The 24,293-nt window shown below is 37.1% G+C and carries 24 protein-coding genes; 23 read left to right on the forward strand and 1 reads right to left on the reverse strand.

Translation table 11 applies throughout. The annotated features are described in order from the left end of the window. Nucleotides 1-62 precede the first annotated feature (62 nt). The 7 genes from G611_RS14075 to G611_RS0106040 all read left to right on the forward strand — a co-directional run bounded on the left by G611_RS14075 (nucleotide 63) and on the right by G611_RS0106040 (nucleotide 6,758). Complete coding sequence (locus G611_RS14075) at nucleotides 63-1,052, forward strand: LacI family DNA-binding transcriptional regulator (RefSeq protein WP_036948390.1); 990 nt, start codon at nucleotides 63-65, stop codon at nucleotides 1,050-1,052. A gap of 206 nt (nucleotides 1,053-1,258) precedes the next feature. Further along, a complete protein-coding gene (locus tag G611_RS0106015; RefSeq protein ID WP_028242853.1) occupies nucleotides 1,259-2,539 on the forward strand; it encodes an extracellular solute-binding protein in 1,281 nt (426 codons plus the stop codon). 79 nt (nucleotides 2,540-2,618) lie between these two features. After that, entirely contained in the window at nucleotides 2,619-4,031 is a 1,413-nt protein-coding gene (locus tag G611_RS0106020; RefSeq protein ID WP_036948394.1) for a carbohydrate ABC transporter permease, read from the forward strand. Further along, nucleotides 4,031-4,873, forward strand: coding sequence for a sugar ABC transporter permease (locus G611_RS0106025; RefSeq protein ID WP_028242855.1), 843 nt, complete (start codon nucleotides 4,031-4,033; stop codon nucleotides 4,871-4,873). The genes G611_RS0106020 and G611_RS0106025 overlap by 1 nt, the downstream gene beginning before the upstream one ends. 151 nt (nucleotides 4,874-5,024) lie before the next feature. Further along, nucleotides 5,025-5,285 carry a DUF1292 domain-containing protein gene (locus G611_RS14080; protein WP_051195103.1) on the forward strand — a complete coding sequence of 87 codons (261 nt, stop codon included), beginning with the start codon at nucleotides 5,025-5,027 and terminating at the stop codon, nucleotides 5,283-5,285. Nucleotides 5,286-5,353: 68 nt separating this feature from the next. Then, complete coding sequence (gene larB / locus G611_RS0106035; RefSeq protein ID WP_028242856.1) at nucleotides 5,354-6,028, forward strand: nickel pincer cofactor biosynthesis protein LarB; 675 nt, start codon at nucleotides 5,354-5,356, stop codon at nucleotides 6,026-6,028. After that, nucleotides 6,018-6,758 (forward strand): alpha/beta hydrolase, encoded by a 741-nt coding sequence (locus G611_RS0106040; protein ID WP_028242857.1) that lies wholly within the window; start codon nucleotides 6,018-6,020, stop codon nucleotides 6,756-6,758. The genes larB and G611_RS0106040 overlap by 11 nt, the downstream gene beginning before the upstream one ends. Nucleotides 6,759-6,762: 4 nt before the next feature. On the opposite strand, the gene G611_RS0106045 is transcribed toward G611_RS0106040, so the two are convergent. Further along, complete coding sequence (locus G611_RS0106045; RefSeq protein ID WP_028242858.1) at nucleotides 6,763-7,392, reverse strand: DUF4203 domain-containing protein; 630 nt, start codon at nucleotides 7,390-7,392, stop codon at nucleotides 6,763-6,765. Between the two features lie 154 nt (nucleotides 7,393-7,546). On the opposite strand from G611_RS0106045, the gene G611_RS15840 reads away from it, so the two are divergent. The 16 genes from G611_RS15840 to G611_RS0106125 all read left to right on the forward strand — a co-directional run bounded on the left by G611_RS15840 (nucleotide 7,547) and on the right by G611_RS0106125 (nucleotide 24,221). Next, nucleotides 7,547-10,090: a hypothetical protein gene (locus tag G611_RS15840; protein ID WP_196801545.1), complete on the forward strand. Its 2,544-nt coding sequence runs from the start codon at nucleotides 7,547-7,549 to the stop codon at nucleotides 10,088-10,090. A 25-nt stretch (nucleotides 10,091-10,115) separates the two neighbouring features. Then, nucleotides 10,116-11,465: a Gfo/Idh/MocA family oxidoreductase gene (locus G611_RS0106055; protein ID WP_028242859.1), complete on the forward strand. Its 1,350-nt coding sequence runs from the start codon at nucleotides 10,116-10,118 to the stop codon at nucleotides 11,463-11,465. A 4-nt stretch (nucleotides 11,466-11,469) separates the two neighbouring features. Next, nucleotides 11,470-12,456: a Gfo/Idh/MocA family protein gene (locus tag G611_RS14090; protein WP_051195105.1), complete on the forward strand. Its 987-nt coding sequence runs from the start codon at nucleotides 11,470-11,472 to the stop codon at nucleotides 12,454-12,456. Nucleotides 12,457-13,030: 574 nt separating this feature from the next. Further along, complete coding sequence (locus G611_RS0106065; RefSeq protein WP_028242860.1) at nucleotides 13,031-13,468, forward strand: DUF4869 domain-containing protein; 438 nt, start codon at nucleotides 13,031-13,033, stop codon at nucleotides 13,466-13,468. 9 nt (nucleotides 13,469-13,477) lie between these two features. Next, nucleotides 13,478-14,452, forward strand: a complete 975-nt coding sequence (locus tag G611_RS0106070; RefSeq protein ID WP_028242861.1) for a hypothetical protein — start codon at nucleotides 13,478-13,480, stop codon at nucleotides 14,450-14,452. A gap of 99 nt (nucleotides 14,453-14,551) precedes the next feature. After that, nucleotides 14,552-14,809, forward strand: a complete 258-nt coding sequence (locus G611_RS0106075; RefSeq protein ID WP_028242862.1) for a nucleotidyltransferase domain-containing protein — start codon at nucleotides 14,552-14,554, stop codon at nucleotides 14,807-14,809. A gap of 290 nt (nucleotides 14,810-15,099) precedes the next feature. After that, complete coding sequence (locus tag G611_RS0106080; RefSeq protein ID WP_028242863.1) at nucleotides 15,100-15,324, forward strand: DUF3791 domain-containing protein; 225 nt, start codon at nucleotides 15,100-15,102, stop codon at nucleotides 15,322-15,324. Beyond that, nucleotides 15,321-15,893 (forward strand): DUF3990 domain-containing protein, encoded by a 573-nt coding sequence (locus G611_RS0106085; RefSeq protein ID WP_028242864.1) that lies wholly within the window; start codon nucleotides 15,321-15,323, stop codon nucleotides 15,891-15,893. The genes G611_RS0106080 and G611_RS0106085 overlap by 4 nt, the downstream gene beginning before the upstream one ends. Next, the gene (locus G611_RS0106090) at nucleotides 15,880-16,131 is read left to right on the forward strand and encodes a hypothetical protein (protein ID WP_051195107.1); all 252 of its coding nucleotides are present in this window, start codon (nucleotides 15,880-15,882) and stop codon (nucleotides 16,129-16,131) included. The genes G611_RS0106085 and G611_RS0106090 overlap by 14 nt, the downstream gene beginning before the upstream one ends. A 358-nt stretch (nucleotides 16,132-16,489) precedes the next feature. Continuing rightward, on the forward strand, nucleotides 16,490-16,912 hold the full coding sequence (locus tag G611_RS0106095; protein ID WP_028242866.1) for an adenylyltransferase/cytidyltransferase family protein: 423 nt from the start codon (nucleotides 16,490-16,492) through the stop codon (nucleotides 16,910-16,912). Between the two features lie 3 nt (nucleotides 16,913-16,915). Continuing rightward, nucleotides 16,916-17,956 (forward strand): asparagine synthase-related protein, encoded by a 1,041-nt coding sequence (locus G611_RS0106100; RefSeq protein ID WP_028242867.1) that lies wholly within the window; start codon nucleotides 16,916-16,918, stop codon nucleotides 17,954-17,956. Between the two features lie 4 nt (nucleotides 17,957-17,960). Further along, complete coding sequence (locus G611_RS0106105; RefSeq protein WP_028242868.1) at nucleotides 17,961-19,187, forward strand: CDP-glycerol glycerophosphotransferase family protein; 1,227 nt, start codon at nucleotides 17,961-17,963, stop codon at nucleotides 19,185-19,187. Between the two features lie 13 nt (nucleotides 19,188-19,200). After that, entirely contained in the window at nucleotides 19,201-20,208 is a 1,008-nt protein-coding gene (locus G611_RS0106110) for a radical SAM/SPASM domain-containing protein (protein ID WP_081656991.1), read from the forward strand. A gap of 20 nt (nucleotides 20,209-20,228) precedes the next feature. After that, nucleotides 20,229-21,518 carry a 6-hydroxymethylpterin diphosphokinase MptE-like protein gene (locus G611_RS0106115; protein ID WP_028242870.1) on the forward strand — a complete coding sequence of 430 codons (1,290 nt, stop codon included), beginning with the start codon at nucleotides 20,229-20,231 and terminating at the stop codon, nucleotides 21,516-21,518. Between the two features lie 35 nt (nucleotides 21,519-21,553). Further along, entirely contained in the window at nucleotides 21,554-23,137 is a 1,584-nt protein-coding gene (locus tag G611_RS0106120; RefSeq protein WP_028242871.1) for a cytidylyltransferase domain-containing protein, read from the forward strand. Between the two features lie 10 nt (nucleotides 23,138-23,147). After that, complete coding sequence (locus tag G611_RS0106125) at nucleotides 23,148-24,221, forward strand: N-acetylneuraminate synthase family protein (RefSeq protein ID WP_051195110.1); 1,074 nt, start codon at nucleotides 23,148-23,150, stop codon at nucleotides 24,219-24,221. Nucleotides 24,222-24,293 lie beyond the last annotated feature (72 nt).

Consider the following 24,293-nt stretch of genomic DNA (forward strand, 5'->3'; position numbering starts at 1 on the left):
CGATTGCATTTGTATATTTAATGTGATAACTTAAGAAATTAGGAAAAGAAAAGAGGATGATTATGGGTCATACATTAGATTCAATAGCAAAAGAATTAGGGCTTAGCAAGACAACTGTAAGCCGCGCAATATCAGGAAAAGGCCGTATTTCTGAGGAAACCAGAAAGAAGGTAAATGAATACATCAAGGAAATTAACTACAGACCAAGTGCTGTAGCACGTTCTCTTGCAGCGAATCGCACATATAACGTGGGACTAGTAGTGCCTGCGGATTCTGCATTAGGAGAAATGCCATATTTCCAGACACTCATGACTGGAGTTTGCGATAGAGCAATGGATTTCGAGTATGATGTGTTAATTATTCTTGCAGATAATGACGGTATTGCAGCGCTGCGCCATGCTGTTTTAAACAGAAAGATTGATGCAGTTATTGTAAGCCGTTGTGAAAGAGATTCTAAGGTTATCAATTTCTTAAAGGAATCTGATATTCCATACATAGTTGTAGGAAATCCTATGGATGAAAGTGTTCCTTATGTGGATCACGACAACGAAGGGGCAGCTACCAGAATGATAGAAACCCTTATAGATTCAGGCATTAAGAGAATGGCACTAATCGGTGGTGGTGAAAACATTAACGTTACCCACAGTAGATTAGCAGGCTTTAGACAGGGCTTTATTAACAAGGGTCTAAAGGCTGACGAATCTCTTATTTTCTTAAATATGCATAAAAGTGCCAGAATGGATTCTGTTTTAAAGGAATCTATTTCTGAAGGAGCAGAGTGTATCGTATGTATGGATGATATGCTTTGTAATTCTGTCCTCAATTGTTTGCATAATGACGGAATTGCAGTGCCTGAGGATATCAAACTATGTTCATTTTATGATTCTAACTTGCTTTCTACATCAAAACCATCTATCACAAGCCTTTATTTCGATGCAAAGAAGCTGGGCGGTCAGTGTCTAGAGATTCTTATGCGTGGCCTTGATGGGGAAAGTATCACAAATGAAATTCTCACAGATTTTAATATTCAGATGCGCGACAGCACAAAATAATTGCGCAAATAGATATTGTCCTATTGCGTAATTAGGTGGGGCATGCGTAAAAATAGCCAAAATTTAACGAAAATACTTGTGTATTTTGCTATGTTGACGAAAAACAGTTATAGAGATAGGATAATTTATGTAGAACAACCGGTTGCACATTTTGCGGCCTGGTAGTATAAAAAATTAATGATTATGGAGAAAATGGAGGAGTAAAAATGAAGAGAAAGTTAGTTTCAGCACTTCTTGTTTCTACTATGGTGGCTACAGCATTCGTAGGATGCGGTTCTACAGCAGAAGAGACAACTGACAGTGCAGCAACAGAAACAACAGAAGAAGAAGGCGCATCTAGCGATGACGCTATTGCAAACCTTATCGCATCAACAGAAGGCACAGTTAACATTGACCTTTGGTGCTCAGAAACAGAAGAATACCAGACAGTTATGAAGAAGCTTTGCGATGATTTCGAAGCACAGTATCCAGACGTTGATTTCAACATCACACTTGGTGCTGTTTCAGAAGCTGACATGAAGGATAGAGTTTTAGAGGACGTTGAGGCAGCAGCTGATGTATTTGTATTCCCAGATGATCAGCTTGAGGCACTTGTTAAGGCAGGCGCTCTTAACGAAGTAGCAGCTCAGTATACATACGACATGAACGAGACAGATACAGCAGCTACAGTTGAGGCTGGACAGTACGATGGTAAGCAGTATGCATACCCATTCACAGCTTCAAACGGATATTTCTTGTACTATGATAAGAATCAGCTTTCAGACGAAGATGTAGCTTCTTGGGAAGCACTTACAGCTAAGGCTGAGGAGCTTGGTAAGGAAGTTGGTTGTGAGACAGCAAACGGCTGGTACTTATATGGATTCTTCAAGGGCGCTGGTTGCAACCTTACAGAGAACGAAGATCAGTCAAACAACTGCGATTGGAACAATGAGACAGGTCTTGCAGCAGCTGAATCACTTCAGGAAATCGCTTCTTCTAAGGCATACAAGAGCTACGGAAACGATGACCTTCTTGCAAACCTTAACGATGGTAAGGTTGTAGCTTATGTATCAGGTACATGGAATGTAAACGCATTCTCAGAGGCTTATGGTGATGGATATGCAGCTACAAAGCTTCCTACATTCAAGGTAAATGGTGAAGACAAGCAGATGGCTTCTTACTCAGGATACAAGTTCGTAGGTGTTAACGCATATGCAGAGAACACAGGTTGGTCAATGCTTCTTGCTGAGTACCTTACAAATGCAACATCTCAGGAAGCTGTTTACGAAGCAACAGGTGAGGGTCCTTCAAACACAGAGGCACTTTCAAAGGCATCTTCTCCAGCACTTGATGCTCTTGCAGCACAGTCTGAGTTCGCAGACCTTCAGAGAGTTGGTGGTAACTACTGGACACCAGCAGAGTCACTTGGAAAGAACATTCTTGAAGGCAAGGTAAGCCAGCAGGTACTTGATGATGCAGTAGCAGGTATTACACAGCCAGTTGAGTAATGAATAAGCCTTCCCCCTTTGGGAAAAGGTTATAGCTTCCCCCCAGAGGGGGGAAGCCTTTTGTTTGAAGAGGATAAATATGAAGAAAATAGGCAACTACTTTAAAGACTTTGGTCTTGCAATAGCTCACGGCGACATCTGGGTGAAGCTATCATTAATCATAATGGGCGCAGGCTACTTTGGTAGAAAGCAGATCATGCGCGGTATTTTAATGACATTACTTCAGGTTGGAGTATTGGCATCAATTTTCGGTGTATTCGCACCTTATATGTCAAAGTTAAACACTCTTGGAACTGTTCAGCGTGAAGAGGTGTTTGACATCGTAACTATGAAAAAAACTGTAAATGATTACGATAATTCCCTTTTGATTCTTCTTTATGGAATCATTGGAATCCTTGTAATTATTGCATTTATCGCATTATATATTGGTAACATTAAAGCAACTTATCGTATCCAGAAGATGCAGGAGAATGGTGAAAAGCTAAATACATTTATGGATGACCTTACATCCTTCAAAAATGAAAGATTTCACATTACACTCCTTACACTTCCAAGCTTAGGTGTAATTCTTATTAACATCATACCTATTTTATTCATGGTATGTATCGCATTTACGAACTATGATGAAAACCATCAGCCACCAACATACCTGTTTACATGGGTTGGTATTAAAAACTTCGTAAATCTATTTACAACAAGCCAGACAATCACATTTGGTTATGCATTTGTTAGAGTATTAATTTGGACATTGATTTGGGCTGTTCTTGCAACAGCAACAACATTCCTTGGTGGTATCCTTCTTGCTCAGTTTATCAACCATGAGGACACTAAATTCAAGGGAATGTGGAGAACACTTTTTGTAATCACAATCGGTATTCCACAGTTCGTTACACTTCTTCTTATCAGTAAGATGTTTGGTGATAATGGTATCGTAAATACGTTTTGTTCAAATGTAGGAATCCTTGATTTCTTCAAGAACATTGGATTGCTTAATGCAGGCGATGCATGCATCCCATTTTTATCGCGTCCAGGTTGGGCACACATAACAATTATTCTTGTAAATATCTGGGTTGGTATTCCGTATCAGATGCTTGTTGCTACAGGTATTCTTATGAATATTCCATCAGACCAGATTGAATCTGCAAAGATTGATGGTGCAAACAAGTTCCAGATTTTCTGGAAGATAACAATGCCTTATGTAATGTTCATTACTGGCCCATCACTTATTCAGTCAGTCATTGGTAACATCAATAACTTTAATGTTATTTATTTACTTACATACAATTACCAGACAACAAATATGGCTATGGCTAATTCACATGCCAACGAGGTTGACTTGCTTATCACCTGGTTATTCAGACTTACAAATGAGTACAGTAACTTCAAGATGGCATCAGTAATTGGTATCGTAACATTCGTAGTTTGTGCAGCCCTTTCACTTCTTACTTTCTCAAGAATGATAGGTGGAGATAAAGAGGGGGTATACAGATAATGAAAAAAACATGGAAAATAGTTGGAAGACATATTGTTCTTGCAGTACTTGCATTTATTTGGTTGATACCAGTATTTTGGTTGGTTGTTACAACATTTGGTGTAGAAAAGGGAATTAATACAAATCATTTCTTCCCAGAACATTGGACACTTGCAAACTACCATCAGCTTTTCTTTGAGCCAGATGCAGCAGCAAACTTCCCTGCATGGTTTAAGAATTCAATGATTATTGGTGTATTCAGCTGTCTTGTTTCATCAATATTTGTAATCATGACAGCTTATGCATTTTCGTTTATTGAATTTAAGGGTAGAAAGAAGCTTATGAGCTTTTCTCTTATCCTTGGTATGTTCCCAGGCGTACTTTCAATGATTGCTATGTACTTCATTTTGAAGATGCTTGGACTTACTGATAGTGTAGTAGGACTTATTATTCTTTATTCAGGTGCATCAGGCCTTGGTTACCTGATTTTGAAGGGATTCTTCGATACAATTCCTACTTCACTTCACGAGGCAGCAAAGCTTGAGGGTGCATCAGAGGCAACAATATTTGCTAAGATTGTTGTGCCACTTTCAAAGCCAATGATTGTTTATACAGTCATCAACTCCTTCCTTAATCCTTGGATGGACTTCGTAATGGTAAGACTTATGATTAAGTCAAAGAATGCAGCTGACTGGACAATGGCTTTAGGACTTTTCAACTTGCTTCAGAGAGCGCTTGTTAACCAGTACTTCGCATACTTCTGTTGCGGTGGTTTGATGATTGCGGTACCTATTTCAATCCTATTCATCATCATGCAGAAGTTCTACGTTGAAGGTGTTACAGGTGGTGCTGTTAAGGGCTAATAGTCGCTATTTATGAATCATATGTGAATTGTACCTCACGTAAATAGGTGATTTACTAATATTTCATAGATTATGCTTACTATATACACAATTATGATGTAATATAATGCCATATAACGGGAGAGCTATGAATCCTAAAAGGAGGATCCCTATGGGCAATGAATTTAAAGAGTATATTACATTTGTGGTTAGCACCAGAGATGGCGACGAAGTAGAAATGGCGGTCATAGATCAATTTGAATTCGAAAATAAAGCATATGTTGCAGCAGCATTAGTTGAAGGCGATACGGTTAGCGATGAAGGGTGTTTTATTTATCGAATAAAGGTTGGCGAGGATGACTTTAAGGTTGAGAAAATCACCAATCAGATTGACTATAATAGAGTCGCAGAAGCATATATGGAGATGATATGATAATCAAGGGACTGGTTTATGCCGGTCCCTTTTTTTGATATAATAATCTCACCTAGGAGGAGGCTTACATGGATTTTGCAAATTTGGATTTTGACAGAAAAAATCGTACAGGATTTCCAGAGGTAATCTTCTGTGAGAGAAAGCCTGACGAGTTTTTAGTAGACATATATAAAAAGATGTATGAACGAGATGGTCAGGTTTTTGGCACAAGGGCAACTGAGCATCAGTATGATATTGTAAAAGCGGCTATTCCAGAGGTGACCTATGATAAGGTCAGCAGGATTTTGAAGGCGGTATCACCAGATATTAAGTTGCCCGAGCTTGTTGGAGAAATTGCTGTGGTTACAGCAGGAACAGCTGATATCCCTGTTGCGGAGGAAGCTGCGCAGACGGCAGAATACTTTGGTACTAAGGTTAACCGCGTGTATGATGTTGGAGTGAGTGGAATACATCGTCTACTTGAAAATGTGGATACATTGAATCGTACTAACTGCGTGGTGGCAGTGGCAGGAATGGAAGGTGCATTGGCATCAGTTGTTGGAGGCCTTGTAAAGGTTCCTGTAATCGCAGTTCCTACCAGTGTAGGGTATGGAGCGAATTTGGGTGGAATATCAGCACTTTTAACAATGATAAATTCTTGTGCAAATGGTATTTCTGTTGTGAATATTGATAATGGATACGGGGCAGGCTATACAGCAACACAGATAAATAGATTGGCGGTAGGAAACAGAAATGAAGAATAAGAAAACCCGAAAGATAATTATAGGCGCGATAATCGCTGTCATAGTGGTTGCCATTGTGTGTAAATGCTTTAGCTTTGTGAATAACTACTACATGGCAACGGATGAAGCGTGGACATTTATGAATGAGCCAGCTGAGGGTGTAAAGGTTGAACGTGTAGATAACACCATTTTGTTTGAGCCTGAAAATCCAGTTGCCGGATTTATCTTTTATCCAGGCGGATTGGTAGAGACAGAGGCTTATGCACCACTTATGGAGCAGCTTGCAGAACAGGGAATCTTTGGTGTGATTGTCGAAATGCCACATTACCTGGCCATGTTTGATGCTAATGGCGCCAGAGGAATTCAGGCAAAATATCCTGAGATTGATAAATGGTACATCGGCGGACACAGCCTTGGTGGAGCAATGGCATCTTTGTATGCAGACAGACACCAAAGCGAATACGAAGGATTGATTCTTCTTGCAGCTTATTCTACAAAGGATTTAACAGATGAGCCTGCAGTGCATACTCTTTCTATCAGGGGATCGGAGGATGGTGTCCTGAACATGGAGAAGTATGAGGAGTGCAAAAAGAATCTTCCATCAGATTTTGAGGAAGTAGTAATAGATGGCGGATGCCATGCATTTTTTGGTGATTACGGTGCACAGTCAGGTGATGGCACACCTACAATCAGCGTGCAGGAACAGACTACAGATACAGTTGAAGCCATAATGGAATTTGTTGAGAAATAATAGATTAATTGTCTTGACCCGTGCCTTGGGTCATCATTCCAGACAATGAAACAAAGCATTGCAGGAAATACCAGCCCCATGCAGGGAATACTGGTAGTAAACTAATATGGATAGGTCCATTTGTAAGGAACAGCTGTAGATAATGAACAGCTGCAAATCCACCTATCCAGGCCATGACTATGATAACAATTGAATATTCGTGTTTTATTGCAAGTAAAGCTGGAATAAGAGCTATTATAAAAGCAAATAGCACGGAAAAGTATGGATATATCTGAGGTGATATATCCATTTTTTTTGCGATAAATTCAATAACGATAGATGAAAGATATATGTAAACAAAGTCAAATATTACGATAAACAGGCCGAGCTTTCTGATGAACCATGAAAGCAGCATAAGAGCAGCACCAAAAAGGATTTGCAAAAACAACATCTGCTTATCGTTTAAGTTTAAATCAAAGAATTCGATAAGCTTATGGACATTGGTGAATCCAACCCAAAAGCCTAAAACTCCAAGCACAAACTTATAAACTGTATATCCGTTAAAACAGATGTATACAGCCAATAAGAAGAGTACAACGTAAATAATGTTATTGTTGATTTGTAGGTTAGCAACCTTGCTTAAAATGTTTTCCATGAGTGTAATATAGCATGCTTCTATGAATTAGCTGTGAAAAGCAATTTGTAAAGAAAATTCGCAACATTCTGTGAATAAAAGTGTATTTTGGGACAGAAAGGGTTAAAATAAAATCGTATAAGTGTAGGGTTGCCACACTGGGAGGTTCAGGGATATGAGAAAGTATAGGTTCAAACAGGTAGAAAACTATATTGCATTGTTTAGAAAGCTAAATGAAGGTATATATCAAGCCCTTTCAAAGAATGGAGCTGGTATAGACAAGGCGTTGGAATATCTGGAAATCTGTCAGCAGAAGGCAATCGATTTGGGAGAATACATAGAGGCAGATGAAGGAGAGGGGCATGCCACAGTAAAGACTTTAGAGGAGTTTTGCGAGGTACTCTTTCAGGTCCACGAGGAGCTGCAAAGTGAAAGAGGCCTGTCTGCCGATTCGGCTAAGGGGAGAGTTGACCATAGTATCAACTTAATCGAAAAGAGTGCAAAATCTGATATTAAGATAGAGAGGCTATGGGTATTTTTGCCATACAAGGCAGCCATGTGGGATAGCATGGAAAGCATTTGGATGGCTGCTAATGCCGACGAAACATGCAGAGCTCTTGTAATTCCAATCCCTTATTACGACAAAAATCCTGATGGTTCTTTTGCAAGGGAGCATTATGAAGCTGACCTGTTTCCAGAGGGAATCCCTATCACAAAATATGATGAGTTCGATTTTGGTCAGGAGCATCCTGATGTAATCTTTTTCCATAATCCATACGATAAGTACAACTATGTAACTAGCGTTCATCCATTTTTCTATTCAGAAAAGCTTAAGACTGTAACAGATTGTCTGGTTTACGTGCCTTATTTTGCAACAGCAGGAGGCATGGGAGAGGGCCAGGCTTATTTGCCTAGCTACGATAACGCAGATTATCTGGTGGTTCAATCTAAGGCCATCATTGATTTTTATAAAAGAGTGCCTAGGGAGAAGTTTCTTCCACTGGGCTCTCCTAAATTTGATGCGGTAATAAAGAAATGTGAAAATCCTCCACAGGCTCCGGCTGAATGGAAGGATAAGATGGCTGGCAAGCGCGTGTTTTTCTATAATACTAGCCTTAGTGGCATGCTTGACAATCCAAAGAATTTCATGGAGAAGATGAGCTATGTATTCAATACATTCAGGGAAAGAAAGGACGTGTGTTTAATCTGGCGTCCACATCCTCTGTTTGAATCTACCCTTGAATCCATGGAGCCAGGTTTTTTGCCAATCTATCACGATATCAGGGATAGGTATATCAGGGAAGGCTGGGGTATTTATGATACAACGCCAAGTATCGAAAATACGATAGCCTTATCTGATGTGTATATTGGCGATTCGGGAACCAGCGTAACATCACTGTTTGGCGTGGCTGGAAAGCCTATGTTCATCCTTAACAATAGCCTTAATGAGTTACCAGAGGAGGACGATTGGAAGGCGTCATTCTATCAAGGGCACATGGTTACATTTGATGGAGAGAGGCACAACAAATATTTTGTAAGTCCATATAACGAGCTGTATGTATCGCCAAATGATGATATGCATTTTGAGTTTTTCTGCAAGCTATCGGACTACAGCAGTGGCGGTTACTATCAACGTGCTATTGAATATAAGGACAATATCTATGTGGTGCCTTATGTGGCGCAGGATATATTAATCATTGATAAGAAAAAGAATATTAGAAAGATTGAGCTTGAAAAGCGAGTAGCCCAGGGTGCTGCCTTTTCAGGATTCTACTTGGAAAAGAATTACATCTATCTGTGCCCAGACAGATACGGCAGCATGATTAGGCTGAACATGGATAACAATGAGATTGCAGAGCTTAGCAATGTGGCTGATTTTAACATCCTGCAGACCATGGAAGGGGAGCGGATAATATCTGCCAGATGGTCAAATAGAGATTCAATCTATATCCTGTCAGTGGACGGTAGTCAGCTGCTTAAAATAGATAAGCAGACAATGGCTACGGAGGTGACAGATACAGGATTTACAGGGCTATACACGGCTGGCGGCATGGAAAGTGTAGACACAGATGAAGTGTGGCTATTTCCTTATGAAGGCACTGTATTTAGGCTGTTTAATTTTAAAAATGGTGGCTTTAGGGATTATGATTTGGCGGTACCAGGCATTAATGGATACGATAGAATCAATAAATGCCAGGCTGCTATAAGATTGTTTGCTAGCATGGCCTTTAACGGAGATGAAATTATATTTGCTCCATATTGGGGCAATGTGTTTGTAAGCTTAAATAGGGTAACTGGTGAAGTGAAGCCATGGGATAGCCCATTTGCGGTTACATTTGAGGATAAAGATAGATATGTTCAAAACTATGGTGCAGGCTATTTTATCCGTAGATGGGATTTGGGAGATGATGTTTACAGCTATTTTGACGCAATCAACAGAAAGCAATATCACATCGATATAAATACCAAAGAAATCTCCTTAGAGGAGCAGTATTTTGACAAGGATGAGATTTATAGCCATGCAAAGGGCTTTGCCAATTCATCACATCTGCAAAGATATTGCTGTAACGAGGATTTGTTCAATACGTTAGTTGATCTGATTGATAACAACATCCACGGCCATCAGTTTGACAAGGAAGAGCAACTAATGGAGTACACACAGGTGAATGCATCGCCTGCTGGTGACTGCGGTGAGAAGGTGTATGAATACTTGAAGTAATAGCGCAAAGGGGACAGGTGAGTTCATGAAAAAAGTTATTACATACGGTTCTTTCGATTTGTTCCATGAGGGACATTACAAGCTATTGAAGCGTGCTAAGGCTCTGGGGGATTATTTAATCGTTGGAGTTACAACTGAACATTTTGATACTATGCGTGGCAAGCTTAATCTGGTGGATCCAATCATGACACGTATCGAGAATGTGCGCTCCACCGGGTTTGCAGATGAAATCATTGTAGAGGATCACGATGGCCAAAAAATAGAGGATATCCAAAAGTATGGTGTGGATATCTTTACAGTGGGTTCAGATTGGACAGGCAAATTTGACTATCTGAATGCATATTGCAAGGTTATTTATTTAGAGCGTACACCTGATATTTCATCTTCTATCATCAGGGAAGGCAGGGGCACTTTAATTAGAATCGGTATCATTGGAACTGGTCGTGTGGCTCCTAGATTTTTCGAGGAATCAAGCTACGTATCAGGCGCTGAAGTAGTGGCAGCGTACAATCCGGATGTGGAATCGGCAATGGATTTCAATCAGAAATATCAATTGCCGACATATGTGGAAAAATTCGACGAGTTTTTGGATAAGGTGGATGCAATCTATGTGGCATCTCCAAATGAAACCCATGCGGACTACGTGCGAAGGGGATTAGAGGCTGGAAAGCACGTGCTGTGCGAAAAGCCAATGACGTTTACTTTTGCAGAGTCCCAGAAACTATATAACATGGCAAAGTCCAAGGGACTAAAGCTGATGGAAGGAATCAGGGCCGCATATCTGCCTGCCTTCCAGCAGATAATCGCTACTGCAAAGTCGGGAACGATTGGCAGGATTTGCAACGTGGAGGCTTGCTTTTCACGTCTTCCTGATATTGGTTCAAGAGAGGAGTGCGACTATAAATATAGTGGCGCATTCTTAGAGTATGGTAGCTATGGAATGTTACCTATTTTTAAGCTGCTGGGTGTGGACTACGAATCGGTGGAATTGGAATCAATATTGGGCGAGAATGGAATCGACATCTACACGGAAGCCCATTTTAAATATGATGGATGCCTTGCTACAGCAAAGGCTGGAGCAGGTGTGAAATCCGAAGGTCAGCTTATTATTGCGGGCACTTTAGGATATATTTTGGTGCAGTCGCCATGGTGGCTGGCCGACAGCTTTGAGGTTCGCTACGAGGACCCTTCGCGAATTGAGCGCCACAAGGCGGAATTCCAAGGAGGAGGCTTTAGATACGAGATTTCGGAATTCATTAACAAAATCAGGGACCCAGAAAGTGTGGATTACAAGCTGACAGCTGGGGAATCCAGAGCAATGGCTAAGGTAGTAGAAAAGTTCATGGAACAGAGAAAGAAAGTCCAAGGAGATTAGAGTTGTGATTAGATTTGGGATTATTGGAACAGGTAGAATTGCTAGAAGATTTTTGAAGGAAATGGAGCATGTGGATGGAACGTCAATAGCAGTTGTTTTCAATCCACATGGTGGAAGTGCAATGGAATTTGTATCAAGGCTGCAGGATGATATCGTAGGTCTGGTGCCATCAGCAGTTAACGGCCTTAGCAGATATTCATTGCCAGAGCCTGTAAATAAAATAGAGGATATGTGGAACAAGGTGGATGCCATTTACATCGCCAGCCCTCATGGTACACATACTGACTACGCCAAGGAGGCTTTGGAGCATGGCAAGCATGTACTGTGCGAAAAGCCGATGTGCCTGACAGAGGGGGACGCTAAAAAGATATACAAGCTGGCTCACAAGAAGGGGTTGGTTCTGATGGAAGGCTTGAAGACTGCCTATTGTCCAGGCTTTTTAAAGCTAATGGAAGTGGTGGATAGCGGAGTAATTGGCGACGTGAAGTATGTAGAGGCTACCTTTACCAAGCTAGTGCCTGAGGATAGCAGGGAGCTGCAGGATAAGGATGTGGCTGGAAGTTTCATTGAACTTGGCACCTATGGCATGTTGGCTGCCTTTACTTTCCTTGGGTTAGATTACAAGGAAGTTAAGTTTGATAAATTGCTAAACGGTGACGGAGTGGATGTTTTCACTACAGCCAATTTTACATACGCCGACGGTATTGCTCGTGTTAACGCAGGGCTTGGTGTTAAGAGCGACGGAAGCTTGGTAGTGGCCGGAACAAAGGGATATATCAGTGTGCCTGCACCATGGTGGCTTACTAGGCATTTTGAAATTCGCTTCGAGGACCCTAACGATATTATTTCCTACGACAGAGACTTCGCCGGCGACGGCCTGCGCTACGAGATTAGGGAGTTTGTTGATAGGATAAATGGCGCAGAGGCTACAGTAGATTTAGAGGATATGTCTGTGGCTATGGCGAAGGTTATGGAGAAGGCCAGGGGGTGATAGCCCTGGCCTTGTGTTGGGTTCCTGGGGGCTGAGCTGTGTGGCCTGGGTTTTGGATTGGTAGCTTGGACTGGGGTTAAATCCGAATTTACTAAAATAAAAGTGCCGAAATTACTAAAATGAAAATGCCGAAAATACTAAAATGAAAGAGTCTAAAATATGGGAGTTATTAGAAAAGTTGGTTATGGAACCTTGTAGAAAAATATATCAGTACATAAATCATTTATAGTACAATAAAGATTAGAAAACAAAAAGAACTACCAAATTTCGATAGAGGATATATGCTAATAATTGTGAGCAACTATGTTTTATTAGAGAATTCGTTGCGGTATTATGCATCAAGGTCAAACAACAGAGAGCACAGCATTAGTGCTTGTTGGCGGTAGCCGAGAATATAGGCTTGAGTTTTTGCGGCAATTTTAGAGATGTTGAGTTTATGAAAGTTGTAGATTCTATGTTATAATCGTATATACGAAATAATGGAGAAATGAAGAACTGGATTAAATAGAAAAATATCGATAATGAGCTTCGATTTAAGTAATAATGGTTGATTATATATTATAAAGGAGACAGAATGCTTTCAATATATTTTGGAGAAAAAGATAATGTAATGCACGGTCCATCATGGTTTAAGTTTAATTACAATCCGGAATGGTTTAAAGATGAGTTAGTTCAGCAAATGATTGAAGATATTGATAAATCAAAGGTTGTAAGTGATCAATTGATACAAAGTGAAGTTCTTGGGCCTATCCCTCCTGAAAGATTGTCAGGTGGCGTTCAGACATTGATTAGTGCTTATGGTAGACCGGATTTAGTTTTTAATGCAACAAGCTGTGGTGAAAATTGTGCAAAATGGTTGCTGAAGATAGGAGAAGTAAAAGATATTACTGTAAATCTGAGATATTTTATGCCATTCAATGATATGGAACCTTTTAAAATTAAAATATTGAATAATGATGTTATCGTTACGAATATGGATGAGTATACAGACGTAGCATTAGATTATATTTAAGGTGAACGTATGAAGGGAAAACATAAAGTAATAATAGAAGCCGAAAGACTTAAATATGAGTTTACAATAAAAAGAAATATCACAGTAATCCAAGGCAATAGTGCTACGGGCAAGACTACATTAATTGATTTGTTGCAGACCTATGGAAGATTCAGGGAAGAGTCAGGGATAAGAATAACCTCAGATGTTCCTTGTGTTGCTTTTACTGGTGATTCTAGTATATGGGATGTGCTAATAAAATCTTATGAAAATACAATAGTGTTTATCGATGAAGACTATTCGTTTGTTTTCACAGAAGAATTTGCCAGTGTAATTAAAAATACATCAAATTACTATGTTTTGATAACTAGACAGCCATTATATAATTTGCCATATAGTGTAAATGAGATATATGGAATAAGGACAACGGGGAAATACCATTTCCCTGAAAAAATATATAATGAGTTATATCCAATTTATTCACCACTGAAAGTTAATAAAAAGAAATATGTTATTTTAGTTGAGGACGAAAAATCAGGTTTTCAGTTTTTTGCCAAGATATTAAATGAAAATAAGTGTGTTAGCGCAGGTGGAAATTCTAATATAATTCCGAAATTGAAGGAATTATCAAGTGATAATCCAGTTATTGTTATAGCTGATGGCGCAGCTTTTGGTGCCTATGTTGCACAAGTGGTAGCTCATTCAAATATGAGTGGAAATGTAGGTATGTATTTTCCTGAGTCTTTTGAATGGCTGATTTTAAAGTCCGGTATTATTGATATCAAAGGAATAGATGATATTTTAGAGCACACTGAAGAATATGTTGAAAGTAGCGATTTCTTTAGTTGGGAGCGATACTATACAAAACTATTAGAGGATGCTACTAAGGATGATTCTGTTAAAAGATATCAGAAAGCACATTTAGGTGAATATTATCTAGAGGGAAAGAATAAGGACAGTATACTACGAGTTCTTCCGAAGGATGTGTCTGGGGTATTGAAGTAGAGATGAAAATGGCTTCGCGGCTGATGCTGCGAAGCCATTTGTTTCTTATGCTATAATCTAGGATAAGTTGGAAAAGTTGCAAAATGCAGGTGAAAGAGGTTGGGAAAGCCTGAGGGGAGAGCAGATGTGGAAGTAAATGTAATACTAGCAAACTACATAGAAATAATAAAGCAGATTTATGGTTCAAATCTAGAGAAAATTATTTTGTTTGGCTCATACGCAAGAGGTGACAATAAAACATTTTTTAAAAGCAGACTTGAAACTGATGAGGCTGTGGATATATTAAAGGATTTTCAAAAAGCAGTTTTGGAAAATGATAGTATGTCTACAGAGAAAATCTTAAATCTGATAAAATAGAATACAAAGCTAAGAATAAAGGAAAACTATATAAATCCTGCGATAAACAGACTAATGTCGTCGCAAGATGAAGACATAATAGATGAGCGAGCAACTATATTTTATTATGGAATTCGTTGCGGTAATATGAATCAAGGTCAAACAACAGAGAGCACAGCATTAGTGCTTGATGTTGGCGGTAGCCGAGAATATAGGATTGATTTTTTGCGGCAATTTTAGAGATGTTGAGTTTATGAAAGTTGTAGATTCTATGTTATAATCGTATAAACGAAATAATGGAGAAATGAAGAATGGGATTAAATAAAAGAGACGATATCTTTATGCTTCAAGTGAGATTGTTTAGATTAGCGCAATTAAAGTGGAATAAATCTGCTGAGGAGTGTGAGCAGATTTTTAAAAAATATGGATTAAATGAGTATATTGAAACTTGTTATGAGGAATATCATGTTCAGGGGGATGAGGCGAATCTAGCAGATTTGGAACATTATCTTAAAGTGAAGGGATTATCAATATGATTCTTGAAGAAGGTAAGAATTGGTATCATGGAAGTTATGCTATAGTTGAGAAGCCTGATTTGGCATTATGTATGCCAGGAAAGGATTTTGGACTCGGATTTTACGTTACTACTGAGGCGAAACAGGCAGAAAGATTTATAAAGTCTTCAATAGGTAAAGCTAAGAAAAATGGGTATTTGGTAGGCGATGCATCAAATGGTTATTTAAATATATATACGATGACTGATTTTAAGGATTTAGAGGTATACGAGTTTGCTACAGCAGATCGAGAGTGGCTTCACTGTGTGGCAGCTCATAGACGGAGTCAGTTGTTTAAAGATGAAATAAAAAAATGGGAGAAATACGACATAATAGCCGGGAAAATAGCAGATGACACTACCAATCAGGTGATTACTGCTTACATGGAAGGCCTATATGGAGAAGTTGGTTCTGAAAGAGCGGATGAGATAGCAATTGGATTATTATTACCTGACAAGTTGACTAATCAAATATGCATTAGGACAGAGAAGGCGATGAATAAATTATCCTTTATTGATTATAAGGAACAGATTATAAATGAAAGAAGGTGACAAGCTAATGAAGGTTAGCAAATACGAATATACAATGCAACTTTTGGCAGCTATGGCATCAATTAATATAGCTAGGGAACAAAAAATATCTAGAACAAAAGCTTTTTTTCGATTTATGAAGTCTCAAACGGCGGCCATGCTATTTGATGAAAGCACAGATATGTGGATGAATGGACCTGATTATATTGCTGATGAATATAGAAGAGAACGTTTGGCAAAAACAGTTGGACAAGGATAGAAAGATGAAAATGGCTTCGCGGCTGATGCTGCGAAGCCATTTGTTTCTTAAGAATAATGATATAGGAATATCTATGGCTTTATGTAAATATAGGTTGAATGTTGTGTATAAAAGATATTTTGTGACAATTCTGTGTTTCTACGCGAATTGATTGAACAAAAGCCCCATATTCACTATAATTAAACCATAGAAAAACTAAGTTGTGGAAGTGTCTACATTTGGTTTTTCAGCTTGGGGTTTAATTGCATGAATGGTGGGGAGTATAGGAATAGTAGGAGTTTTATAGGGCTTCGCACCTGAGGGTGCGGAGCCCTTTGTAATAGTGGAAATTGGTCGATATAAACAATAGGTAGATAGCATGTATAAAATTGGGTATACGCAGGGCGTTTTTGACATGTTCCATGTTGGGCATCTTAATTTAATAAACAACGCTAAAGCACAGTGCGAGAGGCTTATTGTGGGGGTCAATTCTGATGAGCTTGTGCAGCAGTATAAACATAAGACGACAGTAATTAACGAGAATGACCGAGCTGAGATAGTCAGAAACCTGCGTGCGGTGGATGATGTAATAATTGTAGATACCCTGGATAAGGTGGAAATCTATAAGGCTCATAGATTTGATGCAGTGTTCATAGGCGACGATTGGAAAGGTAATGAACGCTGGCAACAAACAGAGGAAGATTTGGCAAAGCTGGGTGCTGACGTAGTGTATCTGCCACATACACCTAGCGTTTCATCAACGGGACTGAGAGTTGAGATACCGAAAGCATGTGAGGAGTAAGGAATGATGGAAGATAAAAAGTACTGTATGGATTCATATTTAACAGTGAGATATGTATATGATGAAAACAAATGCTTCAAGGAAGGAATCATTCCAAAAAAGCATCCAGATGTTCCACTAGATAAAAAGGTTCCTTGTAAAACTGCAGAAGATATAGATAGAGGTATCAGAAATCAGCTAGAAAAGGTCGATTTATCAAGAGCAGGAGTGCTGCTTAGTGGTGGTATGGATTCAGCTATTCTTGCTTCATATATGCCTAAAGGAACTAAGTGCTATACAGCAAGATGTATTGGAGAAAATGCTGTTGATGAAACTGAACAGGCAAGAAAGTATTGTGATATCTACGGGTTGGAGCATGTGATTGTAGATGTTACATGGGATGATTATGTAAACGAAATGGATGAACTAATGCTTCATGATGGTTCTCCTATTATTCCAAACGAGCCACAGGCCTATAAAGCAGCATTAAGAGCGAAAAATGATGGGTGCATTCTGATAGTCTATGGAGATTGCGCTGACACAGAATTTGGTGGCATGGATAGACTGTTATCTAGGGATTGGAAGTATGATGAATGGATTAATAGATTTACTTTCTTAGATGCTTCTAAAGTTATAAAAGATGGCAGTATAGCAATGGATACTTATGAAAAATATAGAAAACCTAATGGGGATATTGATTTTATAGGTTATATTCAGGGACCTTATGCTGTATCAGCAGCTGGAGCATTAACAAATGCATTTGATTGTGCTGGATTAAATTTTATAGATCCATTTGAACATTTGAAGATGGCAGAGCCTTTAGATTTAGAGCGAGTGAGAAATGGAGAGAGTAAATACTTGATTCGTCAGCTCTTTAAAATGAGATATCCAATGCTTGAGATACCAGAAAAGAAACCTATGTCGAGACCAGCGGAGGCTTGGATGAAAAACTGGGGCGGGCCTAAACGAAAAGAGTTTAAAGATAATTGCATTAATGAATTAACTGGTGAACAAAGATTGTTACTGTATAGTTTAGAAAGATTCTTGGATTTAATAGATGCATAGAAAAATGGCAAGAGGCAACGCTGAAGAAAAATATATAAAAAAAAGGAAGATAAAGGCATTATTTTATAGCCTACCCTTCTATATTTGTAGAGTTTTTCCTATTCAAAGGAACAAGATAGTACTTTGGACACTGGAAGGAAATGGAGGCTATAGTTGCAATCCAAGATATATTGCGGAGGAAATACTTAAAAGAAATGCAAAAGGCGAAACAGATTACGAGCTAGTTTGGATTACTAAGAAAGATGGTCATAGATTCCCAAGTGATATAAAGGTTGTTAAAGATACTATTTGGAATAGGGCATTTCATATGTCAACAGCAAGAGTCTGGATTGGAAATACAAGAACATTTTTAGGAACGAGAAAAAGAAAAGGAACAACATATATTCAAACGTGGCATGGTTCTATTAGCCTTAAATCAATAGGAAAATACAGAGGGGATAAGTTTTGTAAGATAGCCTATTTAGTAAGCAAAGCAGATTCTGATTTAATTGATATTGCCGTTTCAGGGAGTAGATGGTGTACCAATATGTGGCCTGATGGCTTGATTTATGATGGCGAAATAAAAGAGATTGGAACACCTAGATTTGATGTATTAATAAATGGTGTTAAGGAAAAGCATCAATTAATTAGAGAACGATATGAGGTTCCAAATAATGCAAAGATAGCAATATACGCGCCAACATTTAGAGGCGGTAGCCAGACGCTAAATAGAAGTGTAAATGAGAAAAAAGCTTATTTAGATTTTGATAGAGTTATTGATGCATTCGAGAAAAAATTTGGCGGAGAGTGGTATCTGTTTCTTCGATTACATCCGCAACTTGCAGACTCAGTTAGAAAGATGAATATCGTAAATACGAATTCAAAGATTATAGATGTTACGCAAGCTGATGATATGAATGAGCTTATGGCTGCTACAGATGCAATAATAACGGATTATTCTACAGTGATTTTCGAAGGCTTTTTGACAGGACAACCAGGTTTTATATTTGCTGATGATATAGAAGAGTACGTAGCTGACAGAGGAAATCTGATGTTTTCATTGGATGAGATACCTTTTTCATGTGCAAGAACTACAGATGAATTGGTGGCAAACATCCTAGACTTTGATAAAGAGAAATATCGAGAAGAGGCGGCAAGATTTATTGATAGATGCGGAATAATTGCAGATGGGGAAGCGACAAAACGTGTTGTAGATTTGATTAATGAGCTTATAAATCAAAATATCAAGTAGGTGGTGTTTATATATGGCTGAATATAAGCAGTGGAGAAATGAAAATAGAACATGTTTAAAAGACGTTATACCGTTAGAACAGCCATATAACGTGTGCATAGAGACATCAACACTATGTAATTTGAATTGCGTGTATTGCGGTCATTCAAAGCATATATATCCGGAACGGAATATGAGCATGGAATTATTTGAAAAGATTGTAGAAGAACTTAAAGAATTCCATGAACCTTTAAAAAAGGTAGAATTATATTTTTTTGGTGAACCTTTATGTAATCCAAATTTGCCGCAGATGATAAAGTTTTTAAGAGAAAGTGGTGTAACTAAAACAATTGACTTTACAACAAACGGTCTGTTATTTACTAAAGACAAAGTTGATGAATTGGTAGCTAATGGAATGCCAGATACCATAAGAATATCTTTACAAGGTTTGGATGCAGAGGCATATAAAAACTATGCAGGCACAAAAGTAGACTTCTCAAAAATGCTAGATAATTTTAAATATCTTTATGACCATAAAGATAAATGCAAAATTTCAATGAAAATTGCAGATATTGCTATAAAAAATATTAAAGATGGGGAAAAGGTATTCAGAGAAATGTTTTCTTCACTTGCAGATACAATTTTCATTGAATCCATAATACCTATATATGGTGATGTTGAATATAACACTATTGATAAAGGAATAATTGATAATGCAATAAATGGAAGGGAAAATGTATGCCAAACAAAAATAAATAAAGTATGTCATAGACCGTTCTATAGATTAGCAGTCCGAGAAAATGGAGATGTTACAGCAGCTTGTTGTGATCAACTCCATGATATTAAGTTCGGGAATATAAATGAAGAATCACTTATCACTATATGGAATGGAAAAAGACGTAATGAGTTTTTGAAAATGCAATTAAGAGGTGAAAGATTTAAGCATCCATATTGTAAAGATTGCATTATGCCAAATGATATTACGACAGAGGCTGATTTATTGGATCCATGGGCAGAAAAAATATTAGGAAGATTTGAATAAATGTGCATTGGAGAATAACTATGAAGGTTTTTTTATGGGGGGCTGGAGCATTTGGAAAAAGATTTTTAAAGCATATTCCAAATGATTTAGTTATAGGATTCATAGATAATGACGAAAGTAAGCATGGAACATTGATAGAGGGAAAGAAAGTTATTTCGTTTCAGGAATATTTAACAAATCATACGAATGAGTACATTGTAATAACTCACTTAATGAGTGAAGAAGCTGTTTATCTTTTGCAACAAAACAATATTACACGTTATTTCTTTTGCAATGATTGTCCGGCTGAATGGATTGAAGAATCTTTGCGTGAAGAATACGAGGAATATTTAAAAAAAACATTAGCATCAAATACCAGCTATTCAATTTTAGGACTTAATTTTTTTAGTATAGTAACAGCAGAAAGATTGCATAAAGAAAACAATGCGCAGATAAAAATTTATTATGAATCAGAAAACAAAAGGTTAGTTGAGGACTTATCAGATGAATTTGCTTACATGAAATTTGTCCCTGCTGAAAATATGAATAATGATATTGAACTTATTTACAACGCGACAAAGACGGAAATTGAAAAAAATAATATTGTAAATATCAATAATTGTTATAAAAATATCCCTGAGTATCGAAATGAAAAATTAAAAGAATTAAAGGATAAACATAAAGGCAAGCGAATGTTTATTATAGGCCTTGGGCCAAGTTTAAATACTGAAGATTTAGAAGTGCTTAGAATGCATAATGAAATTTCTATAAGCATGAATGCTATATATCGAATATTTGAAAATACTGAGTGGAGACCTGATTATTATGTGATTAGTGATACCAATTTTATACTAGAGAAATTTGATTATTATACAAAAGTTGATGTAGACAATTTTATAATTGGTGATACATGTGGAAATTATATTGCTAATAAGTTAGAGAACGAACTAGGAGACAGGTACTATAAATTGCACGAATACAGAGACTGGAGTCGTGATAAACTACCAGATTATTCAGAAAATCTAGTTAATGGAGCTGTAGCTTGTGGTTCTGTAACATATACATGCATTCAGCTTGCGACATATTTGGGAGCTAAAGAAATATTTTTATTGGGAATGGATAATTCTGTGAAAAATAATAAAGGTGACAAGTATGCTCATTTTTTTAAAGAGGATAAATTGGAATCTAAATTCTTTGGAAGCTATGTATATAATGCATATGAAAGAGCAAAAATATATGCATTAGAGAAAGGAATAAAAATATACAATGCATCTCGAGGAGGAGAACTTGAGAGTTTTGAAAGAATAAAATTTGAAGATTTATTTGATTAGTTAAAAATTATTTGTATTGTGGAGACTTATTTTAGATGAAAGTAATAGCTATTATTCCGGCTCGAGCTGGTTCAAAAGGTATTCCGAATAAAAACATTCGAATACTTAACGGAAAACCATTAATAGCATATTGTATCGAGAATGCAAAAAAAAGTAAGTTTATAAATGACGTAATCGTTAGTACAGATTCTGAAGAAGTAAAATTGATTTCAAATTACTACGAGGTTAATTGTAAGGAACGAAATGAAGAACTCTGTGCAGATGATGTCACGTTGGATGCTGTTATTTATGATGCTTGTAAAGATATAGATTGCGATTATGTTATTACAATGCAACCGACTTCACCAACGTTAAAATGGAAAACATTAGATAATGCTATTGAATATGCAATAAAGAATGATTTGGACACTCTCATATCTGTAGTAAATAAACCTCATCTAGCTTGGATGGAAAAAGATGGGAAGATTATTCCTGATTATGTAGAGAGATTAAATAGACAATATTTACCAAAAAGATATGAAGAGACAGGAGCTTTTGTAATATCAAAAAAGAGAGTTGTTAGTGAAAGTTCACGAATAGGGGAAAAAGTAAGTGTATTTGAAGTCTCTGAAAGCGAAGCGATTGATATAGATACTTTTCATGATATGTTAGTCGCTGAAAATATTCTTCGTGAACAGAGAATAGCTATAGCTGTTGATGGGAATAATGAGATAGGTTTGGGACATATAGGCAGAATGCTCGAATTGGCGGATATGTTCTATACAAAACCAATATTCTTTTTTGATAGAAACAAAACGAAAATAGAATCATTTGGCGATACTACATATTCGCTTGTTGGGTATGATTCTATGGATGAACTATTAGAAAAATTAGAAGAATACAGTTTTACAATTTTGATAAATGATAAATTGGATACTGAAAAAGATTATGTAATCAGATTAAAAAATCTTGGATTAAAAGTTGTTAATTTTGAGGATGTAGGTAGTGGAGCTGATTATGCTGATACAGTAATAAATTCTCTATATGATGATAAAACTAGTAATAGATATATAGGTCCAGATTATTATTTAATACCGAAATTGTTTCTATTATACAAACCAATAACCATTAATAGAAATATAAAGAATGTGTTTATTTGTTTTGGTGGTGCGGACCCTCAAAATTATACAGATGTAATTTTAGAAGAAATAAAAAAGGAAGAATATAAAAAATACGATTTTACTGTTGTATTGGGCAGGGCAAAAGAAAATTATGAATCGTTATTAAAATTAGAGACGGATAATGTTTCGATAAAATATGATGTAAAAAATATGCCTGAATTAATGTCTAATGCAGATATGGCAATTACCTCTCAGGGCAGGACATGTTTTGAGCTTGCTTTTCTTGGAATACCAACTATGTCATTTGCACAAAACATAAGAGAGGAAATGCATTCATTTGTTTCCGAAGAAAATGGGTTTATCAGAAACGGTATTTCGAATACAAATGAAATAATAGAAGCGCTTCGGAAGTTTATTCAATTAGATTACGAGAGCAGAATTCAAATGCACAAAAAAATGCTTAAGACAAATTTATCTCATGGAAGAGAAAGAATAAAGGCTTTAGTTGATGCATTGTGAGGGGAGAATAATGATTGATATCATAAATAAGAGAATTAATGACAACAAATTTATTTTGATTGCTGAGATAGGGGTTAACTATTATGATATCGCAGCCAAAGAAAATATAACTCCAATGGAAGCAGCAAAATTGATGATTAAAGAAGCAGCAGAAGCAGGAGTACATGCAGTTAAATTTCAAACATACAAAGCCGAAACATTGGCATCAAAAGATTCTCCACATTATTGGGATATCAATGAAGAACCAACAGATTCACAATATAAGCTTTTTAAAAAATTTGATTCCTTTGGTTATGATGAATATAAAGAATTAGCTGATTATTGCGAAACGTACAATGTTGAATTCTTATCTACACCTTTTGACGTAGCATCAGCAGATTATTTAAACGAGCTGATGAATGTATATAAGATATCATCTTCGGATTTAAATAACATTAAGTTTGTAGAATATATTGCTAAAAAAAATAAGCCTATACTACTTTCGGTTGGTGCCTCTAATGAAGATGAAATCTCTAGAAGTGTAGAGCTTATAAAAAAATACAATGATAAAAAGATAACACTTTTGCATTGTGTTTTAGAATATCCAACACCATATGAGCATGCTAATCTTAATAAAATACAAACTATAAAATCTACATTCGAAGACTGTAATATCGGATATTCAGACCATACAAAACCAGAATGTAATTACGAAGTCTTGAAAACGGCATATATATTAGGCGCAAATATTATAGAAAAACATTTCACCCTAGACAAAACATTGAAAGGAAATGATCATTACCATGCTATGGACCCAAATGATGTAAGAAAAATTATAAAAGAGATATCTTACATTAGGACATTGCTGGGAAATGGGACATTAGAATGCTTGGAAAGTGAGAAAAAAGCAAGACTAAATGCGAGACGGTCACTAGTGGCAGCAAAAGAAATTCAAAAGGGCGATATTATAACAGAGGACATGCTGACATTTAAGAGACCTGGTAATGGAATATCAGCAGATAGGTTTGAAGATATTGTAGGAAAGAAGGCTAATACTACTATTAAGATTGATACAGTGTTGAAGGATGAAATGGTGGATGAGTGAAGAAGAAAAATACGTAAATCTGTATTGAGGTAATTCAGGAATAGAAGTTAGTTGCATTATTGAATAGTAAAG

It is taken from the genome of Pseudobutyrivibrio ruminis AD2017 (genome assembly GCF_000424305.1).
GTDB classification, from domain to species: domain Bacteria; phylum Bacillota; class Clostridia; order Lachnospirales; family Lachnospiraceae; genus Pseudobutyrivibrio; species Pseudobutyrivibrio ruminis_B.